This window comes from Bacillus cereus group sp. Bc031, from assembly GCF_027716265.1.
GTDB classification, from domain to species: Bacteria; Bacillota; Bacilli; order Bacillales; family Bacillaceae_G; genus Bacillus_A; species Bacillus_A paranthracis.
This window is the reverse complement of sequence record NZ_JAQFUL010000016.1, coordinates 26,128-51,256: the sequence shown is the minus strand read 5'-3', so window position 1 is coordinate 51,256 and position 25,129 is coordinate 26,128. Positions and strand designations below refer to the sequence as shown.

The window sequence follows — 25,129 nt, the reverse complement described above, 5'->3', positions numbered from 1 at the left end:
TATAATTATTGTGCAAAATTTGCTATAATAAAAGAACGAACGTTCTGATTAGGGGGTGAGTACTATGCGAGAAATGTATCCAAAAAAAGGGCGTGTTATTTTACATGTAGATATGAATTGTTTTTTCGCATCTGTTGAAATTGCTCATGACTCATCGTTACAAGGGAAGCCGTTAGCGGTTGCTGGAAATGAAAAAGAAAGAAAAGGAATTATCATAACATGTAGTTATGAGGCGAGAGAATATGGAATACGTACAACGATGCCACTTTGGGAAGCGAAAAGGTTATGTCCGCAATTAATTGTAAGGCGCCCTAATTTTACATTATATCGCGAAGCTTCATTTCAAATGTTTCAAATTCTTTCCCGTTTTACGGAAAAAATACAACCAGTCTCAATAGATGAGGGGTATTTAGATATTACAGACTGTTACGCACTCGGTTCACCTCTTGAAATAGCAAAGATGATTCAGCAGGCGTTATTAACAGAATTGCAGCTTCCGTGTAGCATCGGGATTGCTCCGAACCTTTTCTTAGCAAAAACAGCTTCTGATATGAAAAAGCCTCTCGGTATTACCGTGCTCCGAAAACGAGATATTCCAGAAATGATTTGGCCACTTCCGGTTGGAGCGATGCATGGAATTGGAGAAAAAACAGCTGAGAAATTAAAAGATATTCATATACAAACAATTGAACAGTTAGCAAAAGGAAATGAACATATCATTCGCGCTAAAATTGGAAAGCATGGTGTTGATTTACAAAGAAGGGCAAAAGGTGTGGATGATAGAGAAGTTGATCCGAGTCAAATGGGACAACATAAAAGCGTTGGTAATTCGATGACTTTTTCAAAGGATATGGATGAAGAAAAAGAATTACTTGATATGTTAGAAAGGCTATCAAAATCAGTGAGTAAAAGATTACAAAAGCGAACTCTTGTCAGTTATAATATTCAAATTATGATTAAATATCATGATAGGCGGACAGTAACGAGGAGTAAGCAATTGAAAAATGCCATTTGGGAAGAACGAGATATTTTTCAAGCGGCCTCTCGTTTATGGAAGCAACATTGGGATGGCGATTCCGTTCGTTTATTAGGTATTACAGCTACTGAAATAGAGTGGAAGACTGAATCGGTGAAGCAATTAGATTTGTTTTCATTTGAAGAAGATGCGAAAGAAGAGCCGCTACTTGCTGTCATTGATCAAATTAATGATAAGTATGGAATGCCGCTTTTACAACGAGGTAGTCAATTATTACGTAAGCAAGAAAAGTCTTTTCAGCAAAAATTAGAAAATAAGTTTATGTAGAAGGTGTCATGAAGCTGTAAATATCATGACACCTTTTATGTTCAACTTGCTTCTAAATCTAATGAAGTTTTCCAACCAGCTGCAGTAACGCCAGATTCTAATAGCATTCTGCTCACTATTTTTTCAATTAAGACTGCTGTATTTGTGTTGCAGTGTAATGTCGCTTGTATACATACTTTTTGATTAGAATCTACGTCTTCACTATACAATTCTTTTAAACCAATGCCTTCAGAACTTACCATATGCATAAGTAAAAAACGAATATGGGCTTCATGTTCTTCTGAACAAGTGAGAGAAAGTAAGTAGTTCGTTTGTTCAGGTGATTCTTCTTTTGATTTCTGATTCATAAAGAGAGCGATTGGGCGAAGTAGTATGTTTGCTAGTAAAACACCAGCTGCACCTAATATAGCTGCAATGAGGAAACCAGCGCCTGTAAGAGTACCAACAGCAGCTGCGCACCATAGGGTAGCCGCAGTATTAAGCCCTCTAATACTAAAACCATCGCGGATAATAACGCCGCCTCCTAAAAAACCAATCCCACTGACGACTTGAGAGGCAATACGTGAAGGGCTAGCATCGTGATCAATCATGACGGATAATAAAACAAATATACAGGCACCAAGTGATACGAGAGCATTTGTCCGGAGCCCAGCCATCCTATGTCTCCATTGTCGTTCCATTCCGATGCAAGCACCTACAATAATTGCAATAAATAATCTTAGTACAATGTCATACCATACCATCATGGTCACCTCCATACATATAAGTCCAAGTTATGTTTTTGAGAATGAGCGGGAAGCACCCGCTCATTCTCATTTTTATAACCAGCTATGAAACTTTTTAATATAAAGATTTTTCAGGAATTGTGTTAAGAAAGCATAGCCTAATAGTATCCCTACTAACCAAGGGAAATAGCTAAGTGGTAATGCTTGTAATCCAACGGCTGCTCCAAGTGGCGAGAATGGAATATAAATTCCGATTATCATAATACAAGCGGTTAATAAAAGAACCGGTACTGATGCGGTACTTTGAATAAATGGAATCTTCTGTGTTCTTATCATGTGAACAATTAAAGTTTGTGTTAGCAACCCAACGACAAACCAACCAGATTGGAATAATGATTGTTCGCTAGCTGTATTTGCACTGAAGACGTTCCACATGACCACATAGGTGATGATATCAAATATGGAACTAATGGGACCGATGCAAATAATGAAGTTCCGTAAATTTGCAGTATCCCATTTTCTTGGTTTTTCTAAAAACTCTTTATCCATTTTGTCCCATGGGATAGACAGTTGTGAAATATCATAAAGTAAGTTTTGAATTAAAAGGTGAATGGCAAGCATCGGCAAGAAAGGAATGAAGGCACTTGCTACTAACACACTAAATACATTTCCGAAGTTAGAGCTCGCTGTCATTTTAATGTATTTCAAAATATTACCGAATGTAGTGCGTCCTTCTAAAATACCTGCTTCTAATATCATTAAACTTTTTTCAAGTAGAATAATATCGGAAGACTCTTTTGCAATATCAGTTGCAGTATCAACACATATGCCAACGTCAGCTTCCCGTAACGCTACGGCGTCGTTAATGCCATCTCCCATATAACCTACAGTGTGTCCGTTTCCTTGTAATACTCGTATAATGCGGGATTTTTGCATTGGATTTAGTTTAGCAAAAACAGTTGTTTCTTCGGCTAGCTTTGCTAATGCTTTATCAGGTAAAGCATCGATTTCGTAACCAAGGATAGGCTCGCCAATATTTAATCCAACTTCTTTACATACCTTTTTTGTCACGATTTCGTTATCACCAGTTAAAATTTTTACTTGTACACCATGTTTTTGTAATGCTTGAATGGCAGTAGCGGCAGATGGTTTCGGCGGATCTAAAAAGCCAATATATCCAGCGAGAATCATATCATTTTCATCTTGTACGGCGTACTCTTTATTATTTGTTAGTCTATTTTTTTTATAAGCTACAACAATAACGCGCATACCTTCACTATTCAAAGTTTCACTTAGTTGTTTTACATGTAAGCGCATGTCATCGGTAAGAGAAGCAATTTTGCCATCTATTTCAGTGTAGTTGCAAATAGATAAAATTTCTTCTACAGCCCCTTTACAGACCATTGTATGTTCACCTGAATTGTTTTTTACAATGACGGACATACGCCGACGAGCAAAGTCAAATGGAATTTCATCTAGCTTTTGAAAAACAGATGGATCAAATTTTTGATTTTCTTCTGTATGTTTTATAACGGCTTTATCTATTAAATTTTTCAATCCTGTTTGATAGAAGCTATTTAAATAGGCAAAGTGTAATACACGATTACATGTATTACCATTAGGATCTAAGTGGCGAACAAGTACAACTTTATCTTCTGTTAAAGTTCCTGTTTTATCGGTACAAAGAATGTTCATAGCACCTAAGTTTTGAATAGAATTCAGCTGTTTTACAATTACTTTCTGTTTAGACATGTTAACGGCACCTTTAGCTAAATTAGCAGTCACAATCATTGGTAACATTTCAGGTGTTAGACCAACTGCGATTGCAATAGCGAAGAAGAAAGCTTCTTGCCAATCCCCTTTTGTGAATCCGTTAATGAGAAGAACGATAGGTGCCATAATAAGCATGAATGTAATTAAAAGCCAGCTTACTTTGTTTACACCTTTATCAAAGCTTGTTTCTACGCGCTTACCGATTACTTTATTTGCTAAAGAGCCAAAATACGTATCGGTACTTGTGGAGATGACAACCGCTCTTGCGCTACCACTTACAATATTTGTCCCCATGAAGCAAAGATTTTCCATATCAAGTGGATTGTAATTTTTTTTCGTGCTTTTCGGTAATAGATGTTTATTTTCTGTATGGTAGCAGTTTTCGTATTTTTCTACAGGAAGTGCTTCTCCTGTTAAAGAAGATTGGTTCACAAATAAATCTTTAGCCGATAAAATACGCACATCAGCTGGAACAATGTCTCCGGCTGAAAGTGAAATAATATCGCCAGGTACAAGTTCCTCAATTGGAATTTCCGTTGTATCAGTTTGCTTTAAATTTTTTACATTTTTTGTTTCGTGTACAAATCCATCTATTCTAAAGACACTCGCCGTTGTTCGAACCATAGCATTTAACTGATCTGCAGCTTTTTGAGAACGAAATTCTTGTAAAAAGCGAATCGTTGCACTTAGCATTACCATTACAGATACGACAATCGTTCCTTGTATGTCATCTGTGAAAAAAAAAAGTGCGCCGAGAGCTAATAAAACAAAAATAAATGGATTTTTAAAAGCCAGCAGAAATTGAATGTACCACGGTAATGTTTTATTATGAGCTATTTCATTAAGGCCATATAAAGAAAGTCTACGAGACACTTCTTCTTTAGAGAGTCCATTTTCTGTTGTTTCTAAAAGTCGTAACGCTTTGTTTGCATCCTGCGTTGCGACTTCCACTAATAATTTGTGATTTGTTTTCATACAATCTTGATCGTATGAATGTTTCGTTTCTTGTTTTTGTAAATTTAACATCGGTAGTTCCTCCTTTTTCATGAAGGAGGAAACAAGCTGTTACTCGACTATTTAAAATTAGGAGGAACAGTTTCTTTCCTACCTACATGATGAAATATTAACGTAAAACATATGGGTATCTGGGCCGAATCATCAATTGCCAACTGTTCCTCACCTCCGTACAATTTAGTAGTTTCTGAATATGCTATGTTTGTTTCATAGTAAGGTGCATATATACGTAAAAAGACCTTTACTCAAAACGAGTAAAGGTCTGAATTCGTAGTTAAAAGAGTCCACGACAAAGACTGTTAGTAAATATAGATTAAAACAGTTTTGTGTATGACAAAATATACGCACCTCTCCCTCGTTGAGTTTTAGCACTGTATAGCATAGGTACTGAAACCAGCTACGTTAAAAAAGGCCTTCATTCCGACCTTTCCTGTTGACCCATTGGCGTCTCTCGACATTTTTGGGCAGCAGCGTTTCTCTATACAGGAGCCTCACCTAACAGAGACCATATTCAATTACACGTTGAATGTTAGCACTGAAATTTTGTAGTGTCAATATATTTTTTTGAAAACTCAAATAGATTCATCTTGGCTATATAGTAGGAAATAAGAGGGGGTTTTTGGAAATAAATTTGGAAAATAAATACCGTAATAAACATAAAAAAAGCACTGATTACAGTGCTTTTTTTATAGATTATGAGATTGTAGCATTTTCAAAAATAACAATTTCTGAACGATTTGTTGTTGAAACACGTTGTGCGTAATATGTGAAAGCTGAAGAAATATATGTTGGTAACGAGTCATTTGTATGTGTTGTTGTATATTCATGGATTAATTCTTTCAAAGTCGTCCATTCTAATTGTGCTGGGTGATCAGACACGAAAGAACTTACCCAGCGATCAAATGAAGATGAAAAATCAGTTTGTAAACGAAATGCTTCTTTCATAATAAAACGCTCCCTTAAAATGTAGTATAATCATTTTAACATAAAACACGAACGATTGCTAAGTTTTTTGAGTATAACGTTCGTGATATATAGTTGTCTAGATGATTGGTTATGTAAATTCGATTTGCCATTTGAAATAACATTCCGTAAGATGAAAGGTAGATTATATAAAGAGCTGGAGGAAAGAAAGTGGAATTTGTATTTTTAGGAACTGGTGCAGGTGTTCCTTCGAAAGGAAGGAACGTTTCAGCAATTGCTTTGCAATTGTTAGAAGAACGAGGACAGACTTGGTTATTTGATTGTGGCGAGGCGACACAACATCAAATATTACATACATCAGTACGTCCACGCCGCATTGAAAAAATATTTATTACGCATTTACATGGTGATCATATTTTTGGATTGCCTGGTTTATTAGGAAGCCGTTCGTTCCAAGGAGGGACTACACCTTTAACAGTGTATGGACCAAAAGGAATTAAACAATTTATTGAAGTCGCATTATCAGTAAGTACGACACATGTAAAATACCCGCTTGAAATTGTTGAGATAACAGAAGAAGGTACTGTGTTTGAAGATAATGAATTTCATGTGGAAACGAAAAGATTGTCACACGGTATTGAATGTTTTGGGTATCGTATTATAGAGAAAGATATACAAGGCGCCCTTTTAGTCGATAAATTGCTGGAGATGGGCGTGAAACCAGGTCCACTCTTTAAACGTTTAAAAGATGGAGAAGTGGTTGAATTGGAAAATGGTACGATACTAAACGGAAAAGATTTTATCGGCCCACCTCAAAAGGGAAGAATTATTACCATTTTAGGTGATACGAGATATTGTGAAGCGAGTAGAGAGCTAGCACAAGACGCTGACGTACTTGTTCATGAAGCAACTTTTGCAGCAGAAGATGAACAACAAGCTTATGATTATTTTCATTCCACATCTAAGCAAGCTGCAAGTATTGCACTTCAGGCAAATGCAAAACGATTAATATTAACTCATATTAGTTCTCGTTATCAAGGGGATACATATAAGGAATTATTGAAAGAGGCAAGAGAGCTATTTTCTAATACAGAAATAGCTACAGATTTAAAATCATTTCCAGTGGACAGATAATAATGTTGTGAAAAAATGGTGACGAAAGGTTGCCATTTTTTTATTTCTAAAAAAAATAAAAATAAAACTGTTATCATTTTACGCTTATATAGGATGAAACAGAAAGTTTTAATGATGTAAAGATATAAGATGAAACAACATAGTATCGATTGTTTAGAAAAACTGTTATATAAGTCGGACGACATACAAGTAGTACAAATAGCAAAAATGGATTGTTATTCAGAAGTTTTAAAATTCATTAAAAGTAAGCGTTTTATTAAAAACAAGCTATAATGAGGACAGATTATAATTTACTGTAGGCTACATGTGTTTGAGACGTTTATCATAACAAGTGAAGTTGAATAAATTGTGAGAGGGCAACATGGAAATTATAATAGGAAGGACATTACTATTATTTGTATGAAGCCTTTTTCACTTTTTAGCTTTAAGGCATCAAAAGGTATGAAAGCAATGGGCGTTTCACTTGTTTATGCTATGCTTGTAAGGGGTTCTGTGTTAAACTTTGGATTGCTACAAGACTTTACTGTAGATTATCTTATATTATGTGTAAATGAAGGTAATGCTAAGTTTCTTATTTCATATTATAACTGGTATTATTTCAGGATATATCGCTTCACTGTTATTCAAAAACGATCCAATTCGTATAGCGGAACAAATTCGTAGTACAACTGGAAAAGCAACCGATTTGGTAGCTTAATAGAATAGTAAAAAATTTTTTCATAGAGGTTTAGGGGGAGTTATGATGAAGTATCGCTCAGTATTTGATATTATCGGTCCAGTTATGATTGGTCCATCAAGTTCACATACAGCAGGCGCAGCAAGAATGGGGCAAGTTGCTCGCCAGCTGTTTCGTCATGAACCAGAAAGAGTAAGCATTTCATTATATGGATCATTTGCAAAAACGTATCGTGGGCATGGTACAGATGTAGCGCTAATAGGTGGGATATTAGGGTTTGAAACAGATGACTTACGTATTCCAGAGGCGCTAGAGATAGCAAAAGAGCGCGAAATTGAAGTGGAATTTATTGAAGAGGATGCCAATGCACCTCACCCAAATACAGCGAGAATTCGTTTGTATAAAGGTGAAGAAGAAATTGAAGTTGTTGCTTGCTCAATTGGTGGCGGTAAAATTGAAGTTGTAGAATTAAACGGATTCGATCTTCAATTATCAGGCACGAGTCCAGCACTACTTATTGTAAATAACGATCGCTTCGGTGCTATTGCAGCAGTAGCTTCAATCCTTGCGAAACACGAGATTAACATTAGTACAATGAGTGTTTCTCGTAAGGAAAAAGGAAGAAGAGCGCTTATGGTCATCGAAACAGATGAAATATTAGCAGATGAAGTGATTGAAGAAATAAAAGCGCAACAAAATATTTGTCAAGTAACTATTATGGAATAATTGCAGGGGGGACACACCATGTTTCGGAACGCAGCGGAACTAGTGGCGCAAGCTAAAGAACAAAATGTAAAAATCGCAGAAATTATGATTCAATGTGAAATGGAAACAAGAAGTATTTCACGTGAAGAAGTAATTGCTGGTATGGAAAAGAACTTAGTCGTGATGGAGCAAGCGGTAGAACGTGGTATTCGCGGAGTGAAATCACCAACTGGTTTAACTGGTGGAGATGCTGTAAAAGTTCAGGCGTATATGAAGAGTGGAAAAGGCTTATCTGGAGATACGATTTTGGACGCAGTGAGTAAAGCTGTTGCAACAAATGAAGTAAACGCAGCGATGGGAATTATTTGTGCAACACCAACAGCAGGGTCTGCTGGAACAGTGCCAGGTGTACTATTTGCACTAAGAGAAAAATTGCAGCCTACACGTGAAGAAATGATTGAATTCTTATTTACAGCGGGAGCTTTCGGTATGGTTGTTGCGAATAACGCTTGTATTTCTGGTGCAGCGGGAGGATGCCAAGCTGAAGTTGGTTCAGCAAGTGGAATGGCAGCTGCAGCTGCAGTTGAAATGGCTGGTGGAACACAAGACCAAGCAGCTACAGCGATGGCAATTTCATTAAAGAACATGCTTGGTTTAGTATGCGATCCTGTTGCAGGACTTGTAGAAGTACCTTGCGTAAAACGTAATGCAGCAGGAGCTGCAAATGCGATGATTTCAGCTGATTTAGCATTAGCTGGTGTAACGAGTACGATTCCATGTGATGAAGTAATTGAGGCGATGTTTAGAATTGGACAAACGATGCCAGTAGCACTTCGTGAAACAGCTGAAGGTGGACTTGCAGCAACACCGACTGGTCGTCGTCTGCAAGAAGAGATTTTTGGGAAGACGAATAACTAAACAATATATGTTTATAAAAAAATGGAGCTCAAGTAAGATTGAGCTCCATTTTTTATTTTTCTTTTGTTAATTGTTCTAACGTTTCCCCAAGGTTATGTGATCGTTGCGCTGCCTGTGTAATACAGGAAATAAGTGCTTGTTGAAATTTATGTTCTTGTAATACTTCAATGCCTGCTTCGGTCGTTCCACCAGGAGAAGTAATTTCCTTTCGCAAAATAGAAGGATGTTTTTCACTTGCTTTTAGCATTTCAGCAGCACCAATCATTGTTTGAAGAATAAGTGACTTTGCAACATCTTCTTTTAAACCGATTTCTTTTGCGGCTTCTTCCATCGCTTCTACTACGTAATAAATATAAGCAGGCCCACTTCCAGATAATGCAGTGACAGCATGCATATCTTCTTCTTCTACAACAGAGACGAGACCGATCGTTTCAAATAAAGCTATGGCAGTTTGAATATGTTCCTTTGTTGCATGTTTAGAAGGCGAGATAGCAGTAGCTGATTTTAAAATAGCTGCAGATGTATTTGGCATGGCACGAATAATCGGAACGTCTTTTTGAAGTAGATTTCTAATTGAATGAGTAGAAACACCTGCTAATAACGAAATAATAAGCAGGTTATTATGTATGTCTTCTTTAAAAGGGGTAAGCGCTTCTGCAACATCTTTTGGTTTCATGGCTAGAAAAAGAATATTTGTATCAGTAAGTAGTTCTTTTTTATTATGTGTTCCTTTGACGCCATATTTTTTATGTAGCTCCTGCAACCTTGTCTCGTTAGAACGATTACTTACGGTAATTTGTTCGCCTTTCACAACGTTTGCATGTAATAAGCCACCAATAATCGCTTCAGCAATAGAGCCTGCACCGAGAAAGGAAATGTTTTGAATAGACATGATGTTCCTCCTTTAAATTTGGTTAGAAATTCTTATAAATGTACATACATTCGTTTTTAAATAGGAAACACCTCTTTTTATCTGAAAATAATGACAAATATATAAGGAAGTTGTAAACTGAAGAAGTATTCATTTTTGAACCGGAAAGAGACAGGGGGGCTAAGCATGACGGCGATTCACCGAATGGAGATTCCTGTGCCATTTGCAGTTGAAACTGTAAATGTGTTTTTAGTTGAGGGGGAGACATTAACATTAATTGATACAGGGACGAATACAGAGGAGGCAAGAAGTGCGTTAGAGAGTCAATTAGGTGCATTAGGATATGCGCTAGAAGATATTGAAACAGTAGTCATTACGCATCATCATGCGGATCATTGTGGGCTTTTAAATATATTTTCTGAGAAAACGAACATTATTGGACATCTTTGGAACGAGCCGTGGATTACGCAAAATCCAGAGTTTTTAAAGCGGTATCATGAGTTTTTTAGAGAGACAGCCTTGCAATTTGGTGTTCCAGCAGCGTTTTTGAAAGACGAGGCGTTATTGACGACAAGGACATTGAAATATTCTTGTAATAGATCGTTAACGCATACTGTGAGAGAGGGAGATCGTATTGATTCAATGCCTGGTTTTACAGTAATTGAAACACCAGGTCATGCTTCCACTCATATTTCATTATATAGAGAATCTGATGGAATACTAATTGGAGGGGATGCTCTCATTAGTCATATTTCTTCGAATCCAATATTAGAACCACCATATGAAGGACAAACAGAAAGGGCGCGCCCGTTATTACAATATAATCAAACGTTAAAGCGTTTAAGTGAAATGAATATTTCGCGCATTTTATCAGGACATGGAGAAGATGTTCTCCATGTGAAACAACTTATTGAAACGAGATTACAAAAGCAAGAAACACGTGCATTTAAAGTGCTTGAGTTATTAAAGGAAAAACCAATGACAGCATTTGAAGTATGTGTAAAACTATTTCCGGTATTGTATAAGGAACAATTGCCACTTACTATTTCAGAAACGGTTGGACAATTAGACTTTTTAGCATATAATCAACAAGTGATGATTGATGAATCTTCGCAACAATTGATTTATTATGCAAAGTAGGTGACAGCAATGACGGGACGTTTACAAAATAAAGTAATCGTCATTACAGGTGCTTCTAGTGGAATTGGAGAGCAAGTTGCAATGCAAGTTGCAGAGCAGGGGGCGACTCCAGTATTAATGGCTAGAACAGAAGAGAAATTAAAAGCGCTAGCAGACAAAATTAAAGAAACTTATAATACGCCTTGCTATTATTATGTATTAGATGTAAGTGAAGAGACGGAAGTACAATCTGTTTTTTCAAAAGTATTACAAGAGGTAGGACGTATTGATATATTAGTAAACAATGCGGGATTTGGTATTTTTAAAACGTTTGAAGATGCGTCAATGGATGAAGTGAAAGATATGTTCCAAGTAAATGTATTTGGATTAGTAGCTTGCACGAAAGCGGTACTACCTTATATGGTGAAAAGAAACGAAGGGCATATTATTAATATTGCTTCACTTGCTGGGAAAATTGCAACGCCGAAATCGAGTGCGTATGCAGCAACGAAACATGCAGTACTAGGATTTACGAATAGTTTACGCATGGAGTTGTCTAGTACGAATGTTTTCGTAACAGCGATTAATCCAGGTCCGATAGATACAAACTTTTTTGAAATAGCTGATCAATCCGGTACATATGTGAAAAATATGGGACGATACATGTTAAAACCAACATATGTAGCAGAGCAAATTGTAAAATCAATGCAAACGAAAAAGCGTGAAGTAAATTTACCGAAATGGATGGGCATTGGTCCGAAACTGTATGCTTTATTCCCAGGTTTATTTGAGCGTGTTGCAGGTAAATCATTAAGTAAAAAATAGGAGATTTCCATATGGAAATCTCCTATTTTTTATTTTCCAGTCACATAATCGTAAACGATATCCTCAACTGCCTCGTATACATCAATTTTAGTATTTGAATGAATTATTGCTTGAATATGTTTAACAAGCATTTCCTGATCCTCATTTGACATAGGACTACATTGATATTGCTGAAAACTTTTTATAATCATTTTCTCAATTAATTTTTCATTCATGTTTTCCTCGCCTGTATGTACGTATGTATTGTTTTATTGTACTTGAAGTGAAATAAAAAAACTACTATGCACTATTTTTGTATAAAAATTCGGTTGTGCATATTATTTTTCTAGTAAAATTAAGTTTTTTAAGTTTGTAAAATTTATAAATATTTAATTGACTCTATAAATATACAATATTATAATCATACTTAATTTAAAGAATCAATATGAGGAGGAGCATATGAAGGTCGCGATTATTGGAGCAACTGGGTATGGAGGTATTGAATTAATTCGGTTATTAGAGCAACATCCATATTTTTCGATAGCATCTCTCCATTCTTTTTCACAAGTTGGCGAGTGTATAACAAATGTATATCCGCATTTTCAAAATGTTCTTGTTCATACGTTACAAGAAATTGATGCGGAGGAAATAGTGAAAGAAGCAGAAATTGTATTTTTGGCAACCCCGGCAGGAGTATCAGCAGAGCTAACTCCAAAATTATTAGCAGTAGGTTTAAAAGTAATTGACCTATCTGGAGACTTTCGTATGAAAGATCCTTTCATATATGAACAGTGGTACAAAAGGGCAGCTGCAAAAGAAGAAATTCTTAGTAAAGCTGTATATGGGCTAAGTGAATGGAAAAGGTCCGAGGTTCAAAATGCAAATTTAATTGCAAACCCAGGATGTTTTGCTACAGCTGCATTATTAGCGACATTGCCATTAGTTCGTAGCGGCATAATTGAAGAAGATTCGATTATTATTGATGCGAAATCAGGAGTATCTGGAGCAGGAAAAACGCCAACAACGATGACTCACTTTCCTGAGTTATACGATAACTTGCGTATTTATAAAGTAAATGAGCATCAACACGTTCCTGAGATTGAGCAAATGCTTGCGGAGTGGAATAGGGAAACGAAGCCAATCACGTTTAGTACACATTTAATACCGATATCACGGGGGATTATGGTTACACTTTATGCGAAAGTAAAACGAGAAATGGAAATAGAACAACTTCAAAAATTATATGAAGAAACGTATGAACAATCGCCTTTCATTCGAATTCGTCTGCAAGGAGAGTTTCCAAGTCCGAAAGAAGTGAGGGGCTCAAATTATTGTGATATGGGGATAGCTTACGATGAAAGAACAGGAAGAGTGACAGTCGTTTCTGTTATAGACAATATGATGAAAGGTGCGGCTGGGCAAGCAATTCAAAATGCAAACATAATAGCGGGACTAGAAGAAACAACAGGTTTACAACATATGCCGCTTTATCTATAAGGGGGGACATGATGATTAAAGTAGCGTCTATTACAAAAGTAGAAAATGGTTCGATTGTAACTCCAAAAGGTTTCTCGGCCATTGGCAATGCAATTGGTTTGAAAAAGGAGAAAAAGGATTTAGGGGCAATCGTTTGTGATACACCAGCATCATGTGCTGCTGTTTATACAACAAATCAAATACAAGCAGCCCCCTTGCAAGTAACGAAGGATAGTATAACGACTGAGGGGAAATTACAAGCTATTATCGTCAATAGTGGAAATGCAAATGCTTGTACAGGGATGAAAGGATTACAAGATGCATACGAGATGCGTGCATTAGGGGCGGAACATTTTGGAGTGAAAGAAAATTATGTTGCAGTAGCTTCAACAGGTGTAATTGGTGTTCCGTTGCCGATGGATATAATCCGAAAGGGAATTGCAACTCTTATCCCGGCGAAGGAAGAAAATGAAGCTCATTCTTTTTCTGAAGCAATCTTAACGACGGATCTTATAACGAAAGAAACTTGCTATGAGATGATGATTGATGGAAAGAAAGTGATGATTGCTGGTGTTGCGAAAGGTTCAGGGATGATTCATCCAAATATGGCAACGATGCTAAGTTTTATTACGACAGACGCTCATATAGAGCATGACGTATTGCAAACCGCATTATCACAAATAACGAATCATACATTTAATCAAATTACGGTGGATGGCGATACTTCTACGAATGATATGGTCATCGCTATGGCAAGTGGATTATCAGAAACGAAACCAATCGATATGGAACATGCAGATTGGGAAACTTTCATATTTGCCTTACAGAAGGTATGTGAAGATTTAGCAAAAAAAATTGCACAAGATGGTGAAGGCGCTACGAAGTTAATAGAAGTAAATGTGCTAGGAGCTCAAACGAATGAAGAGGCAAAGAAAATCGCAAAACAAATAGTCGGTTCGAGTCTTGTGAAAACAGCAATACATGGTGAAGACCCAAACTGGGGGCGAATTATTAGCAGCATTGGACAAAGTGAAGTAGCGATTAATCCAAATACAATTGATATTACTCTTCAATCTATCGTTGTGCTGAAAAATAGTGAACCTCAAATGTTTTCTGAAGAGGAAATGAAAGAGAGATTACAAGAAGATGAAATAGTCATTGATGTGTATTTACATTTAGGTGAAGAGACCGGATCAGCTTGGGGCTGTGACTTAAGTTATGAATATGTGAAAATAAACGCTTGTTATCGTACATAAGGAGAGGGAAGATGAGCGATTATATTGTAGTGAAATGCGGCGGTAGTATGTTGGATCAATTAAATGATGTGTTTTTTGATTGCATAAAGAAATTACAACAGAAGTATAAAGTAGTGATTGTTCATGGTGGTGGCCCAGAAATTGATGCCCAATTAAAAGATTGTAACATCAACGTAGAAAAAAGAGATGGATTACGGGTAACACCAAAAGAAGTTATGGATGTTGTTCAAATGGTGTTATGTGGAAGTACGAATAAAAAACTCGTAATGAATTTACAAAAGCATAATTTACGAGCGGTAGGTTGTTCAGGATGTGACGGCAATCTACTTCAAGTTCAACCTGTCAGTGAGGAGATAGGATATGTGGGAGAAGTAAGGTATGTCGAAACGGCCTTACTAAAAGGATTAATAAATATGAATTATATTCCTGTTATTGCTCCGGTCGGCATAAATGATAATGAGATTTATAACATAAATGCGGATACCGCTGCAGCTGGGATTGCGGCCGCATTATCTGCAAAAGAACTCATTTTTATTACAGATGTAGATGGGGTATTGCATGAAGGAAAGTTAGTAAAGAAAACCGACGAATTTGAGATTGTTAATTTTATAGAAAACGGTGTTATTACCGGTGGGATGATTCCGAAAGTACAGGCAGCACTAGCATCATTAAAAATGGGAGTGCAAAAGATTAGTATCGTAAATGGGATGAAGGATTTTACCGAGGTTACAGGTGAGTGTATCGGAACGACGGTAACGAGGGGTGTGAGTATTGCATGACAAGTCATCTTTTTCAAACGTATGGGAGAAGAAAGATTGAGTTTGTAAAGGGAAAAGGAACGAAAGTCATTGATAATAACAGTAAGCAATATTTAGATTTCACATCAGGAATCGGTGTATGTAATTTAGGACATTGTCATTCTACTGTTATGAAAGCTGTACAAGAGCAACTGCATGAAATATGGCATATATCTAACCTGTTTACAAACAGCTTACAAGAAGAAGTCGCGTCATTATTAACAGAAAACATAGCATTAGATTATGTGTTCTTCTGTAATAGCGGGGCAGAGGCGAATGAAGCTGCTTTGAAGCTAGCCCGTAAGCATACTGAAAAATCTCTCGTCGTAACATGCGAGCAATCTTTTCACGGTAGAACATTCGGAACGATGAGTGCGACGGGACAAAATAAAGTGAAAGAAGGATTTGGTCCGCTCCTTCCATCTTTTTTACATACACCATTTAACGATATAAAGGCATTAGAGGAAGTAATGAATGAAGAAGTTGCGGCAGTAATGATAGAAGTTGTTCAAGGAGAGGGAGGAGTCATACCTGCTGATCTATCTTTTTTGAAAGCGATTGAAGCATTATGTAAGAAGTTCGGGTCCTTATTTATTATAGACGAAGTCCAAACAGGAATCGGAAGAACAGGGACATTATTTGCTTACGAACAAATGGGAATAACACCTCATATCGTTACTACTGCTAAGGCGCTTGGAAATGGCATTCCAGTTGGAGCAATGATTGGCCGGAAAGAACTTGGAATATCGTTTCCTGCAGGGTCACATGGTTCAACGTTTGGTGGAAATTATGTTGCAATGGCTGCGGCGAAAGAAGTATTGCAAATAATTAAAAGACCATCGTTTTTAAAAGAAGTAAAGGAAAAGGGCGAGTACGTATTACAGAAGTTGCAAGAGGAATTACGACATGTCGAATGTATTCAAAATATACGTGGTAAGGGGCTTATGGTTGGAATTGAATGTACGCATGAAGTTGCAAGTTTTATAGAACAACTAGAAGAAGAAGGACTTCTCGTATTACAAGCAGGACCTAATGTTATAAGACTATTACCGCCACTTATTGTAACGAATGAAGAACTAGAACAGGCAGTATATATGATAAAAAAAGTAGTTTGTACAAAAAACGTATCAATCATATAAGGGGGAATTTTCATGTCAACTGTACAAGTACCGAAATTAAATACGAAAGACCTTTTAACATTAGAAGAACTAACGCAAGAAGAAATTATTTCTTTAATTGAGTTCGCAATATATTTAAAAAAGAATAAGCAAGAGCCTTTACTGCAAGGCAAAATATTAGGTCTTATCTTTGATAAACATTCAACTCGTACTCGTGTATCTTTTGAAGCAGGAATGGTACAGCTTGGGGGACATGGTATGTTTTTAAGTGGAAAAGAGATGCAAATGGGAAGAGGAGAAACTGTTTCAGATACTGCGAAAGTATTATCGCAGTATATTGACGGGATTATGATACGTACATTCTCACATGCGGATGTAGAAGAGCTTGCAAAAGAATCGAGCATACCTGTTATTAATGGATTAACGGATGACCATCATCCTTGTCAAGCATTGGCAGACTTAATGACAATATACGAAGAAACAAATACATTTAAAGGAATAAAATTGGCTTACGTAGGTGATGGAAATAATGTATGTCATTCATTGTTGTTAGCGAGTGCAAAAGTTGGAATGCATATGACTGTTGCAACGCCTATAGGGTATGAACCGAATGAAGAGATTGTAAAAAAAGCGTTAGCGATTGCCAAGGAAACAGGAGCTGAAATTGAAATTTTGCATAACCCTGAATTAGCGGTGAATGAAGCAGATTTCATTTATACTGACGTTTGGATGAGCATGGGGCAAGAGGGCGAAGAAGAGAAATATACGTTGTTTCAACCATACCAAATCAATAATGAACTTGTTAAGCATGCGAAGCAAACATATCGCTTCTTACACTGTTTACCTGCCCATCGTGAAGAAGAAGTAACAGGCGAAATTATAGATGGGCCAAAATCTATCGTATTTGAGCAAGCCGGTAATCGATTGCATGCGCAAAAAGCATTATTAGTAAGTTTATTTAAAAATGTAGAAGAGCTTTCCTAAATGATGTACACCTCCAGTTGTGAGACACAAATAACAATTGGAGGTGTATTTTTTTTATTGAAATGTCATATGTATATTTAGTTAACTATTTCGATATCATCTATAATAAAAGAGGAAATGAAATTTGTTTTTCGGGGTGTGTAAGGGCATACTAGGTATAAAAATATAGTTAAAGAGATGATGAGAGTGAAAACAACTAAGAAAACATATTCGTTTTTTCAGCGGATGTGGAGAATATTAAAGTTTCAATATTATAAGTTGCTTCGATCACCAGAAGGAGCGAAGAAAGTATCGTTAGGTTTTGCGATTGGTTTTGGTTTAGAGATGTTGGTTATATATACAGCATCGCTCGTCTATTTAATATTTTATCCAATCGTCAGGTTAGCAAAGGGATCTTTTCCTGCCGCGGTGATTGGCAATATTATTGGAAAAATATCGTTTCTCCCAGTAGTTTTATTTCCGCTTGCGTATGCGCTAGGGAAAATGATTTATCCATTTCATGTGCAAAAAATACATCATGAACCCTTTACAATATCGGACTTGTTTTCAAGTCACATTTTTACGATATTAAAGAGCTTATTACAGAGTGAAGTGTATGTATTAATTGGAATGACGATTTTAGGGGTTGTGTTTGGTGTAGTTTCATATTTCGTTGTGCATTATTTATATGAAAAGAACCGTAAGTTACGTTTGAAGAACAGAAAGAAAAGAGTGAGAGAACCACTCATGCAAATATAAAGAGTGTCACACTCATTTTCTCCTTTGAATATGTTTAAGAAAAAGGAGGAGAGAATGAATGTATTATTATTACGTACCGCAAGTATATCCATATGTAAATTATTATCCGGTTTATGATACGAGTAGGCAATATGAATTATATCGACAACAACAACTACCGCAAATACCATCGCAACAACCTACGCAAGATCAAAAACCATATTTAACGACATGGCCATATTCAAATGTATACTATGGCAATTATTACGAATCATAAAGCTGCTTCTATTTAGAAGCAGCTTTATACGTTTGTTTTCAAAATTAAATTTTGAATGGTTTGAAGAGAGTGAATGAGTTTTTCACGTTCTTCCTCAGATAACGTTTGGAAATTTTCTTTTAATTTGTCTAAAATGAATTGTTGATACTGATTTACTAACAATTTCCCTTCAGCTGTCAGGGAAATTAAAATGACCCGTCGATCTTTTTCGCTATAATGACGCTCTATTAGTTCTTCTTGGATCAGTTTGTTTAATAGAGGTGTCATGTTAGGCCGTGAAATCGCTAGCCGCTTGCCGATTTCGGAAACTGCTAATGTGCCATTTTCATGCAGAAGCAGTAATACTTGTGTATGTGATGGCGGCATATGTCTTTGAGAAGAAAATTCTCCAGGAAGCATAAATTTGCGATAAAAAAGAGGCACTAGCGAAAGAAGATGATCAACAATACGTTCCCACTCGCGTGATTCCATATAAAGGCCCCCTTCCACTCTCATTATAACAAAAAAGACATGTTATAAAAATAGAATTGTTTCATGCGAATTTTAATATTTGTAGGCCAACACTTTTTTTGTAAAGGAATCGGCAATAATCGAATAGCCTTTATCATTTGGGTGTACTTGGTCAAAGAGTAAATCTTTCTTATCATTCGATATTAATTTGCGAATTGGTAAAACGATAGATGGTTGATTTGCTTTTGCAATGGAATAAACGGATTCATTCCATCCGTCTAAAAACATATCTGCATAACTTGCGATGGAGTCATCGAGTTGTAACGGGTTATAGAGTTCAGAAAGAATGAGTAAAGCATCCGGATTTTGATCTCGGACTGTCTTTACAATATTTTTTACATCCGCTTCAAAATGAGCTTTTTCTTTATTTAACATTTTAATACCGTCTATAACACCGACATCACGATTTAAGCGAAATAAATTATTTCCCCCAATGTTAATTGTAATAATATTGGCTGCTCTAATTTTTTGCTTTACATCTTCTGATTCAACCTTTTTAGCGAGACGATCTGTTGTAAGACCGTTTATCCCAAGGTTTTCTACAGTAATTGGTTTATGAATTTGTGCTTCTATTTGTTTAGAGGCTAATTCAGCAAATCCACCTTGTGTCGATCCATATCCTTTGGCGAGCGAATCACCTAGTACGAGATGATAAAAGGAATCGTTTGTTTGCTTATCAATCCAACTTGGAGTAGATGTTTTTTCTGTTTTTTCTTCGGGTTCATTTTGTTTTGTCTCATCGTTCTTTTCAAAATAAGAATAAGAAATGATTAGAAGGAGGAGACAAACAATTGTTAAGATGACTTTTTTCATAATTCATCCTCCTTGTAATTGGTAATTGTATCATATTCAGCAGTATTAACAATGTAAGGGCATATTATATGTTTATGAAAAGTTTACAATAACTTTACAGAAAATTTGTAGAAGTATGTAAAAAAATATTGACGATATGAAAGTACATTATATATGATAATGTCAGATAAGGTGAAATTCTACATAGTGGGAGCTTTATCTCCCGTTAATTGCTAGTCTCCATCAATGGATCGTTTAAGGAGACTACTCGTTAGCGTAGGGTGAAATGAAAATCGTGTATCTACTAGAAGAAAAAAGGTATGTGGTTAGAGAATGCTAGAAATTCATTTCATTATTCTTTGGTAATTGTATAAGGGGGATTTTTTGTGAAAAAGTCAAAAAAAATGCTAGCTGGAGCAACTCTTGCTATTGGTGTTATAGCGCCGCAAGTATTGCCAGCAACAGCTCATGCGGATGAGCAAACTGGGGAGAGTACGGTTAACTTACGAATTCTAGAAACATCAGATATTCACGTTAACTTAATGAATTACGATTATTATCAAACGAAAACCGATAATAAAGTAGGTCTCGTGCAAACTGCAACACTTGTGAATAAAGCGCGTGAAGAAGCGAAGAACTCTGTCCTGTTTGATGATGGGGATGCATTACAAGGGACACCGCTTGGAGATTATGTAGCGAATAAAATAAATGATCCGAAGAAGCCTGTGGATCCTAGTTATACGCACCCATTATATCGTTTAATGAATTTAATGAAGTATGACGTCATCTCTCTTGGGAATCATGAATTTAACTACGGTTTAGATTATTTAAACAAAGTAATTAGTAAAACAGAATTCCCGGTTATTAACTCGAACGTCTATAAAGATGATAAAGATAATAATGAAGAGAATGATCAAAATTACTTTAAACCATATCATGTTTTTGAAAAAGAAGTAGAAGATGAATCAGGTCAAAAACAAAAAGTGAAAATTGGCGTAATGGGATTTGTTCCACCTCAAGTTATGAACTGGGATAAAGCAAATCTAGAAGGAAAAGTGAAAGCAAAAGATATAGTTGAAACAGCGAAAAAAATGGTGCCAAAAATGAAAGCAGAAGGTGCCGATGTTATCGTTGCACTAGCGCATTCAGGTGTTGATAAGAGTGGTTACAATGTTGGCATGGAAAACGCATCGTATTATTTAACAGAAGTTCCTGGTGTAGATGCGGTATTAATGGGACATTCACATACTGAAGTGAAGGACGTATTTAATGGTGTTCCAGTTGTAATGCCTGGTGTCTTTGGAAGTAACTTAGGTATTATAGATATGCAATTGAAAAAAGTAAATGGAAAATGGGAAGTACAAAAAGAGCAATCGAAGCCGCAACTTCGTCCGATTGCTGATAGTAAAGGAAACCCACTCGTACAATCTGATCAAAATTTAGTTAATGAAATTAAAGATGATCACCAAGCGACAATTGATTATGTGAATACTGCTGTAGGAAAAACGACAGCGCCAATTAATAGTTATTTCTCATTAGTACAAGATGATCCTTCTGTACAACTTGTGACAAATGCACAAAAATGGTATGTAGAAAAGTTATTTGCTGAAAATGGACAGTACAGCAAATATAAAGGAATTCCAGTTTTATCTGCAGGAGCACCATTTAAAGCGGGTGGCCGAAACGGTGCTACATATTATACGGATATTCCAGCTGGAACGTTAGCGATTAAAAACGTTGCAGATTTATATGTATATCCCAATACATTATATGCTGTAAAAGTAAATGGGGCACAAGTAAAAGAATGGCTTGAAATGTCTGCAGGTCAGTTTAATCAAATTGATCCAAAGAAAACAGAAGAACAGCCATTAGTAAATATCGGATACCCTACATATAACTTTGATATTTTAGATGGCTTAAAATACGAAATTGATGTAACACAACCAGCGAAATACGATAAAGATGGAAAAGTTATAAATGCTAATACGAATCGTATTATAAATATGACATATGGAGGTAAGCCAGTAGCTGACAATCAAGAGTTTATCGTCGCTACAAATAACTATCGTGGAAGTAGCCAAACGTTCCCGGGTGTAAGCAAAGGGGAGGTTGTATACCAATCACAATATGAAACGCGTCAAATCATTGTGAAGTATATGCAAGAAACGCCAGTTATTGATCCAGCAGCAGATAAAAATTGGACGTTTAAACCGATTGTTGCCGATAAATTACATACAACATTCGATTCTTCACCAAATGCACAAAAGTATATAAAGAAAGATGGAAAAATATCATATGTTGGACCATCTGAAAATGAATTTGCTAAATATGCAATTGATATAACGAAGAAGAACGATGATGATAAAGAAACTGGTGGAGAGAATCCAACAACACCGCCAACAGGTGAAGGAAATAATGGAGAAAATCCAACGACACCACCAACAAGTGAAGGAAATAATGGAGAAAATCCAACGACACCACCAACAGGTGAAGGAAATAATGGAGAAAATCCAACGACACCACCAACAGATGAAGGTAATAATACAGGATCTGGACAAACTACAACGGATAATCAAAACGTAAAAGAAACAACAACTGTAAGTGAAAAGAAAGAAGAACGTGATTTACCGAAAACAGGTACAAGTGTTGTTTCTACAATTGGAGCAGGTTTGGCGTTTGTTGGAGCAGGATTCCTTCTGTTATTTAGAAGAAAGAAAGCAAATAGATAGTGGAGAAATATAAAAAGGATTACCGATTCAGGTAATCCTTTTTGATATATTATGAAAGTGTTACAGCTTTTTCCTTCTTCCATGAAAGGCCAAATCCAGTAAAGCCGACGATAATTGTTACAACTGGACAAGCTAAGCAGAAGATTGCGAATGGAACGTAATCAAAAGTTGGAACGCCAAGGACGTTCGATAAGAATACGCCACTTACTCCCCATGGTACGAGCGGGTTAATAACTGTACCTGCATCTTCTAATACACGTGATAAATTACGACGTTCTAAACCGACTTCATCATATTTATTAGCGAATGCTTGTCCTGTTAAAACGATAGATAAGTACTGCTCACCAAGTAAGAAGTTCACACCGATTGCAGTTGAAGCAGTAGAAATAATTAAACGTGTGCTAGTTTTTACGAAGCTAGAGATGATATTCATTAGCTGCGTAATAATACCCATTCCTTGTAATAATCCTCCCATACAAAGAGCTAGGAAAATAAGAGCGATTGACATCATCATACTTTGCAGGCCACCGCGAGATAATAAGCTATCAATATCTTTCATACCCGTTTTAGAAACGTAACCGTCTTGCATAATTTTCATTAAATCAGTTAAAGAAGTACTAGGTTTAAATATAAATAGGATAATGATCCCTACTATAATTCCAGCAAGTAATGTTGGAACTGCTGGAACTTTTTTAAATGCGAATAGGAACAGTAATAAAATTGGAATAAGTGTAAAGATAGAAATCGTTGCATTTTTCTCTAATGTGCTAATGAAGTTTGTGAAGTCAACGTCTCCACTAGTACCGCTTCCTAAAATGAAAAATGCGATAAAAGCAATAATGAAAGCTGGAACTGTTGTCCAAAGCATGTTACGAATATGCTCAAATAAATCTACACCCGTTACAGCTGGCGCTAAATTTGTTGTATCAGATAAAGGAGACATTTTATCTCCAAAGAATGCACCAGAAATAATTGCACCAGCGATTAGAGCAGGATCGTATCCGAGAGCACTACCCATGCCCATAAAGGCAAGTCCTACAGTTGCGGCAGTTGTAAAGGCACTACCGATACTTGTTCCAACAATTGCACAAACAACAAAAACAGTTGGAATGAAAATTTTTGGGGATACAAGCTGGAAGCCGTATACCATTAAAGTTGGAATTGTTCCAGCAGCGGTCCAAACACTAATTAATACGCCTACAATTAAGAATATAAAAATAGATGGAATACCAGCTGAAATACTACTTATCATTCCTTTTTCCATCGTAGACCAATCAATTTTTTTCATAAATCCAAATGCTAATAAAAAAACGATACCAAATAAAATTGGGATGTGTGGTGAAACTTCTAATTGAATAACACTAAAGCCAATGCAGAAAAAGATAAATACTGTTAAAAGAACAGATTCAATTTTTGAAACCATTGTTTTCCCCTCCTAAGTAATCTAAAATAGCTCTTTTTTATATAAAATTCGCCAATATTGTTTATTTCCTTCTAAATTTTAGAATTTTGTGACAAATTACCGGTAATTGTTGTTTCTTTAATATGATACGGAAATGAATGGATAAAAAAACGTCCCTGCATATAATTATGCAGGGACGAAGAAATCGCGGTACCACCCTAGCTTGTGAAATGAATGTATCACAAAATAAAGGGTCGTATGATATGCGCTAATAAAATAAAAACGCCCCTGCAATATATGCAGGGACGAAAAGTTCGCGGTACCACCCTAAATTGTGAAACAGTGTCGTTTCACCACTCTTTAGATATAACGGTCTATAACCGTCTTTCACTACTCCTTACGTTTCGCAAAAGAAGCTCCAGGGGGTAATTCATAATTCGCTCTGTACTGGTTCGCACCGACCACCAGCTCTCTGAAAGCAGAAATCGAAATACTACTAAATCCTATCAATGCCGATTCATATGATGTTAGTTAAATTTTTATCATATATTCGTCTCACATGTCAATAAAAATATTCAATAATTTTTTAGGGAAATAAAGGAGAACGATTTTAATCCTATGAAAATGTGCGTTATAATGAATTTGAAAGGGGAGGAAAGAGTGAAGAAAAAAATAATTCTTTTTACCACTTTACTAGTCATTGGCGGAAGTGCTGGCATTTACACAGCTTTTGCAGCTGAATCAGAGCAGGCGAAGCAAAAGCAAATACAGCAGTTAGAAGTGAAGAAAGCGAAAGAAGCTGAAGAGAAGAAGTCGATGGAAAAAGCAGCTGATAAACTAGGGGTTTCTACGGAAGGAAAAACAAAAGAAGAGGTTGCGAAAGAAGTAAATACCGCAAGATTTGAGAAGCACCATGATCTATTGATTGAACATGCAAAACAACTTGGAATTGAAACAGAAGGAAAAAAAGACGAAGAGATTATTTTAGAAATCGGAAAGATACAACATGGAAAGTAGAACAACTTATCTTATGATAAGTTGTTCTTTTTTAAGAACTACTTGATTTAAAAATAATTGACAGTCATTTAGATTTAATGTTAACTAT

At 36.2% G+C, this 25,129-nt stretch carries 24 protein-coding genes, 1 riboswitch and 1 other annotated feature; of the genes, 16 read left to right on the top strand and 8 right to left on the bottom strand.

All coding sequences use genetic code 11. From position 1 onward, the window contains the following. Positions 1 to 64 precede the first annotated feature (64 nt). Positions 65 to 1,303, top strand: coding sequence for a DNA polymerase IV (locus tag PDQ33_RS09085; RefSeq protein WP_061132217.1), 1,239 nt, complete (start codon positions 65 to 67; stop codon positions 1,301 to 1,303). A gap of 41 nt (positions 1,304 to 1,344) precedes the next feature. Here PDQ33_RS09085 and PDQ33_RS09080 read toward each other — a convergent pair whose 3' ends face one another. From PDQ33_RS09080 to PDQ33_RS09070, 3 genes are all read right to left on the bottom strand, one after another. Beyond that, positions 1,345 to 2,046 carry an MgtC/SapB family protein gene (locus tag PDQ33_RS09080; protein ID WP_000262357.1) on the bottom strand — a complete coding sequence of 234 codons (702 nt, stop codon included), beginning with the start codon at positions 2,044 to 2,046 and terminating at the stop codon, positions 1,345 to 1,347. Between the two features lie 75 nt (positions 2,047 to 2,121). Beyond that, the gene (gene mgtA, locus PDQ33_RS09075; RefSeq protein WP_270755371.1) at positions 2,122 to 4,827 is read right to left on the bottom strand and encodes a magnesium-translocating P-type ATPase; all 2,706 of its coding nucleotides are present in this window, start codon (positions 4,825 to 4,827) and stop codon (positions 2,122 to 2,124) included. 330 nt (positions 4,828 to 5,157) lie between these two features. Continuing rightward, positions 5,158 to 5,325: riboswitch (M-box (ykoK) riboswitch) on the bottom strand. A 183-nt stretch (positions 5,326 to 5,508) separates the two neighbouring features. After that, a complete protein-coding gene (locus PDQ33_RS09070; protein ID WP_061132219.1) occupies positions 5,509 to 5,760 on the bottom strand; it encodes a DUF3932 family protein in 252 nt (83 codons plus the stop codon). Between the two features lie 189 nt (positions 5,761 to 5,949). Between PDQ33_RS09070 and rnz the strand changes: the two genes are divergently transcribed. From rnz to sdaAA, 4 genes are all read left to right on the top strand, one after another. Then, entirely contained in the window at positions 5,950 to 6,873 is a 924-nt protein-coding gene (gene rnz, locus PDQ33_RS09065) for a ribonuclease Z (protein ID WP_000397443.1), read from the top strand. A gap of 559 nt (positions 6,874 to 7,432) precedes the next feature. After that, complete coding sequence (locus tag PDQ33_RS09060; protein WP_154214285.1) at positions 7,433 to 7,570, top strand: hypothetical protein; 138 nt, start codon at positions 7,433 to 7,435, stop codon at positions 7,568 to 7,570. Between the two features lie 45 nt (positions 7,571 to 7,615). Next, complete coding sequence (gene sdaAB / locus PDQ33_RS09055; RefSeq protein ID WP_000877446.1) at positions 7,616 to 8,275, top strand: L-serine ammonia-lyase, iron-sulfur-dependent subunit beta; 660 nt, start codon at positions 7,616 to 7,618, stop codon at positions 8,273 to 8,275. 18 nt (positions 8,276 to 8,293) lie between these two features. Then, the gene (sdaAA, locus tag PDQ33_RS09050; protein WP_000489462.1) at positions 8,294 to 9,172 is read left to right on the top strand and encodes an L-serine ammonia-lyase, iron-sulfur-dependent, subunit alpha; all 879 of its coding nucleotides are present in this window, start codon (positions 8,294 to 8,296) and stop codon (positions 9,170 to 9,172) included. Positions 9,173 to 9,224: 52 nt separating this feature from the next. On the opposite strand, the gene proI is transcribed toward sdaAA, so the two are convergent. After that, positions 9,225 to 10,064: a pyrroline-5-carboxylate reductase ProI gene (proI, locus tag PDQ33_RS09045; RefSeq protein ID WP_000027256.1), complete on the bottom strand. Its 840-nt coding sequence runs from the start codon at positions 10,062 to 10,064 to the stop codon at positions 9,225 to 9,227. 165 nt (positions 10,065 to 10,229) lie between these two features. On the opposite strand from proI, the gene PDQ33_RS09040 reads away from it, so the two are divergent. Then, the gene (locus PDQ33_RS09040; RefSeq protein ID WP_270755374.1) at positions 10,230 to 11,183 is read left to right on the top strand and encodes an MBL fold metallo-hydrolase; all 954 of its coding nucleotides are present in this window, start codon (positions 10,230 to 10,232) and stop codon (positions 11,181 to 11,183) included. A 9-nt stretch (positions 11,184 to 11,192) separates the two neighbouring features. After that, entirely contained in the window at positions 11,193 to 11,987 is a 795-nt protein-coding gene (locus PDQ33_RS09035; RefSeq protein ID WP_000147804.1) for an SDR family oxidoreductase, read from the top strand. A 29-nt stretch (positions 11,988 to 12,016) separates the two neighbouring features. Here PDQ33_RS09035 and PDQ33_RS09030 read toward each other — a convergent pair whose 3' ends face one another. Continuing rightward, entirely contained in the window at positions 12,017 to 12,202 is a 186-nt protein-coding gene (locus PDQ33_RS09030) for a YqzH family protein (RefSeq protein ID WP_001003229.1), read from the bottom strand. A 223-nt stretch (positions 12,203 to 12,425) separates the two neighbouring features. Between PDQ33_RS09030 and argC the strand changes: the two genes are divergently transcribed. From argC to PDQ33_RS08995, 7 genes are all read left to right on the top strand, one after another. After that, the gene (gene argC, locus PDQ33_RS09025) at positions 12,426 to 13,463 is read left to right on the top strand and encodes an N-acetyl-gamma-glutamyl-phosphate reductase (RefSeq protein WP_000861218.1); all 1,038 of its coding nucleotides are present in this window, start codon (positions 12,426 to 12,428) and stop codon (positions 13,461 to 13,463) included. Between the two features lie 11 nt (positions 13,464 to 13,474). Continuing rightward, entirely contained in the window at positions 13,475 to 14,698 is a 1,224-nt protein-coding gene (argJ, locus tag PDQ33_RS09020) for a bifunctional glutamate N-acetyltransferase/amino-acid acetyltransferase ArgJ (protein WP_061132221.1), read from the top strand. 11 nt (positions 14,699 to 14,709) lie between these two features. Next, positions 14,710 to 15,477, top strand: a complete 768-nt coding sequence (gene argB / locus PDQ33_RS09015; protein WP_001286784.1) for an acetylglutamate kinase — start codon at positions 14,710 to 14,712, stop codon at positions 15,475 to 15,477. Then, positions 15,474 to 16,634 (top strand): acetylornithine transaminase, encoded by a 1,161-nt coding sequence (gene argD, locus PDQ33_RS09010; RefSeq protein ID WP_061132222.1) that lies wholly within the window; start codon positions 15,474 to 15,476, stop codon positions 16,632 to 16,634. Before argB ends, argD begins: the two co-directional genes overlap by 4 nt. 12 nt (positions 16,635 to 16,646) lie before the next feature. Beyond that, positions 16,647 to 17,597 carry an ornithine carbamoyltransferase gene (argF, locus tag PDQ33_RS09005; protein WP_000108891.1) on the top strand — a complete coding sequence of 317 codons (951 nt, stop codon included), beginning with the start codon at positions 16,647 to 16,649 and terminating at the stop codon, positions 17,595 to 17,597. 177 nt (positions 17,598 to 17,774) lie between these two features. Then, positions 17,775 to 18,335: a DUF2062 domain-containing protein gene (locus PDQ33_RS09000; RefSeq protein ID WP_002028428.1), complete on the top strand. Its 561-nt coding sequence runs from the start codon at positions 17,775 to 17,777 to the stop codon at positions 18,333 to 18,335. 58 nt (positions 18,336 to 18,393) lie between these two features. Then, positions 18,394 to 18,591, top strand: a complete 198-nt coding sequence (locus PDQ33_RS08995; protein WP_000291952.1) for a hypothetical protein — start codon at positions 18,394 to 18,396, stop codon at positions 18,589 to 18,591. A 24-nt stretch (positions 18,592 to 18,615) separates the two neighbouring features. Here PDQ33_RS08995 and PDQ33_RS08990 read toward each other — a convergent pair whose 3' ends face one another. Beyond that, positions 18,616 to 19,062 carry a MarR family winged helix-turn-helix transcriptional regulator gene (locus tag PDQ33_RS08990; RefSeq protein WP_000445819.1) on the bottom strand — a complete coding sequence of 149 codons (447 nt, stop codon included), beginning with the start codon at positions 19,060 to 19,062 and terminating at the stop codon, positions 18,616 to 18,618. Positions 19,063 to 19,134: 72 nt separating this feature from the next. Further along, positions 19,135 to 19,914 (bottom strand): GDSL-type esterase/lipase family protein, encoded by a 780-nt coding sequence (locus PDQ33_RS08985; RefSeq protein WP_000755836.1) that lies wholly within the window; start codon positions 19,912 to 19,914, stop codon positions 19,135 to 19,137. A gap of 365 nt (positions 19,915 to 20,279) precedes the next feature. On the opposite strand from PDQ33_RS08985, the gene cpdB reads away from it, so the two are divergent. Beyond that, the gene (gene cpdB / locus PDQ33_RS08980) at positions 20,280 to 22,622 is read left to right on the top strand and encodes a bifunctional 2',3'-cyclic-nucleotide 2'-phosphodiesterase/3'-nucleotidase (protein ID WP_270392894.1); all 2,343 of its coding nucleotides are present in this window, start codon (positions 20,280 to 20,282) and stop codon (positions 22,620 to 22,622) included. A 49-nt stretch (positions 22,623 to 22,671) separates the two neighbouring features. Here the strand turns inward: cpdB and nhaC are convergent, their stop codons facing one another. Next, positions 22,672 to 24,045, bottom strand: a complete 1,374-nt coding sequence (nhaC, locus tag PDQ33_RS08975) for a Na+/H+ antiporter NhaC (protein WP_270755380.1) — start codon at positions 24,043 to 24,045, stop codon at positions 22,672 to 22,674. A gap of 277 nt (positions 24,046 to 24,322) precedes the next feature. Next, positions 24,323 to 24,543, bottom strand: a binding site (T-box leader). A gap of 141 nt (positions 24,544 to 24,684) precedes the next feature. Between nhaC and PDQ33_RS08970 the strand changes: the two genes are divergently transcribed. Further along, the gene (locus PDQ33_RS08970; RefSeq protein WP_061132225.1) at positions 24,685 to 25,041 is read left to right on the top strand and encodes a hypothetical protein; all 357 of its coding nucleotides are present in this window, start codon (positions 24,685 to 24,687) and stop codon (positions 25,039 to 25,041) included. The last annotated feature ends 88 nt before the right edge of the window (positions 25,042 to 25,129 follow it).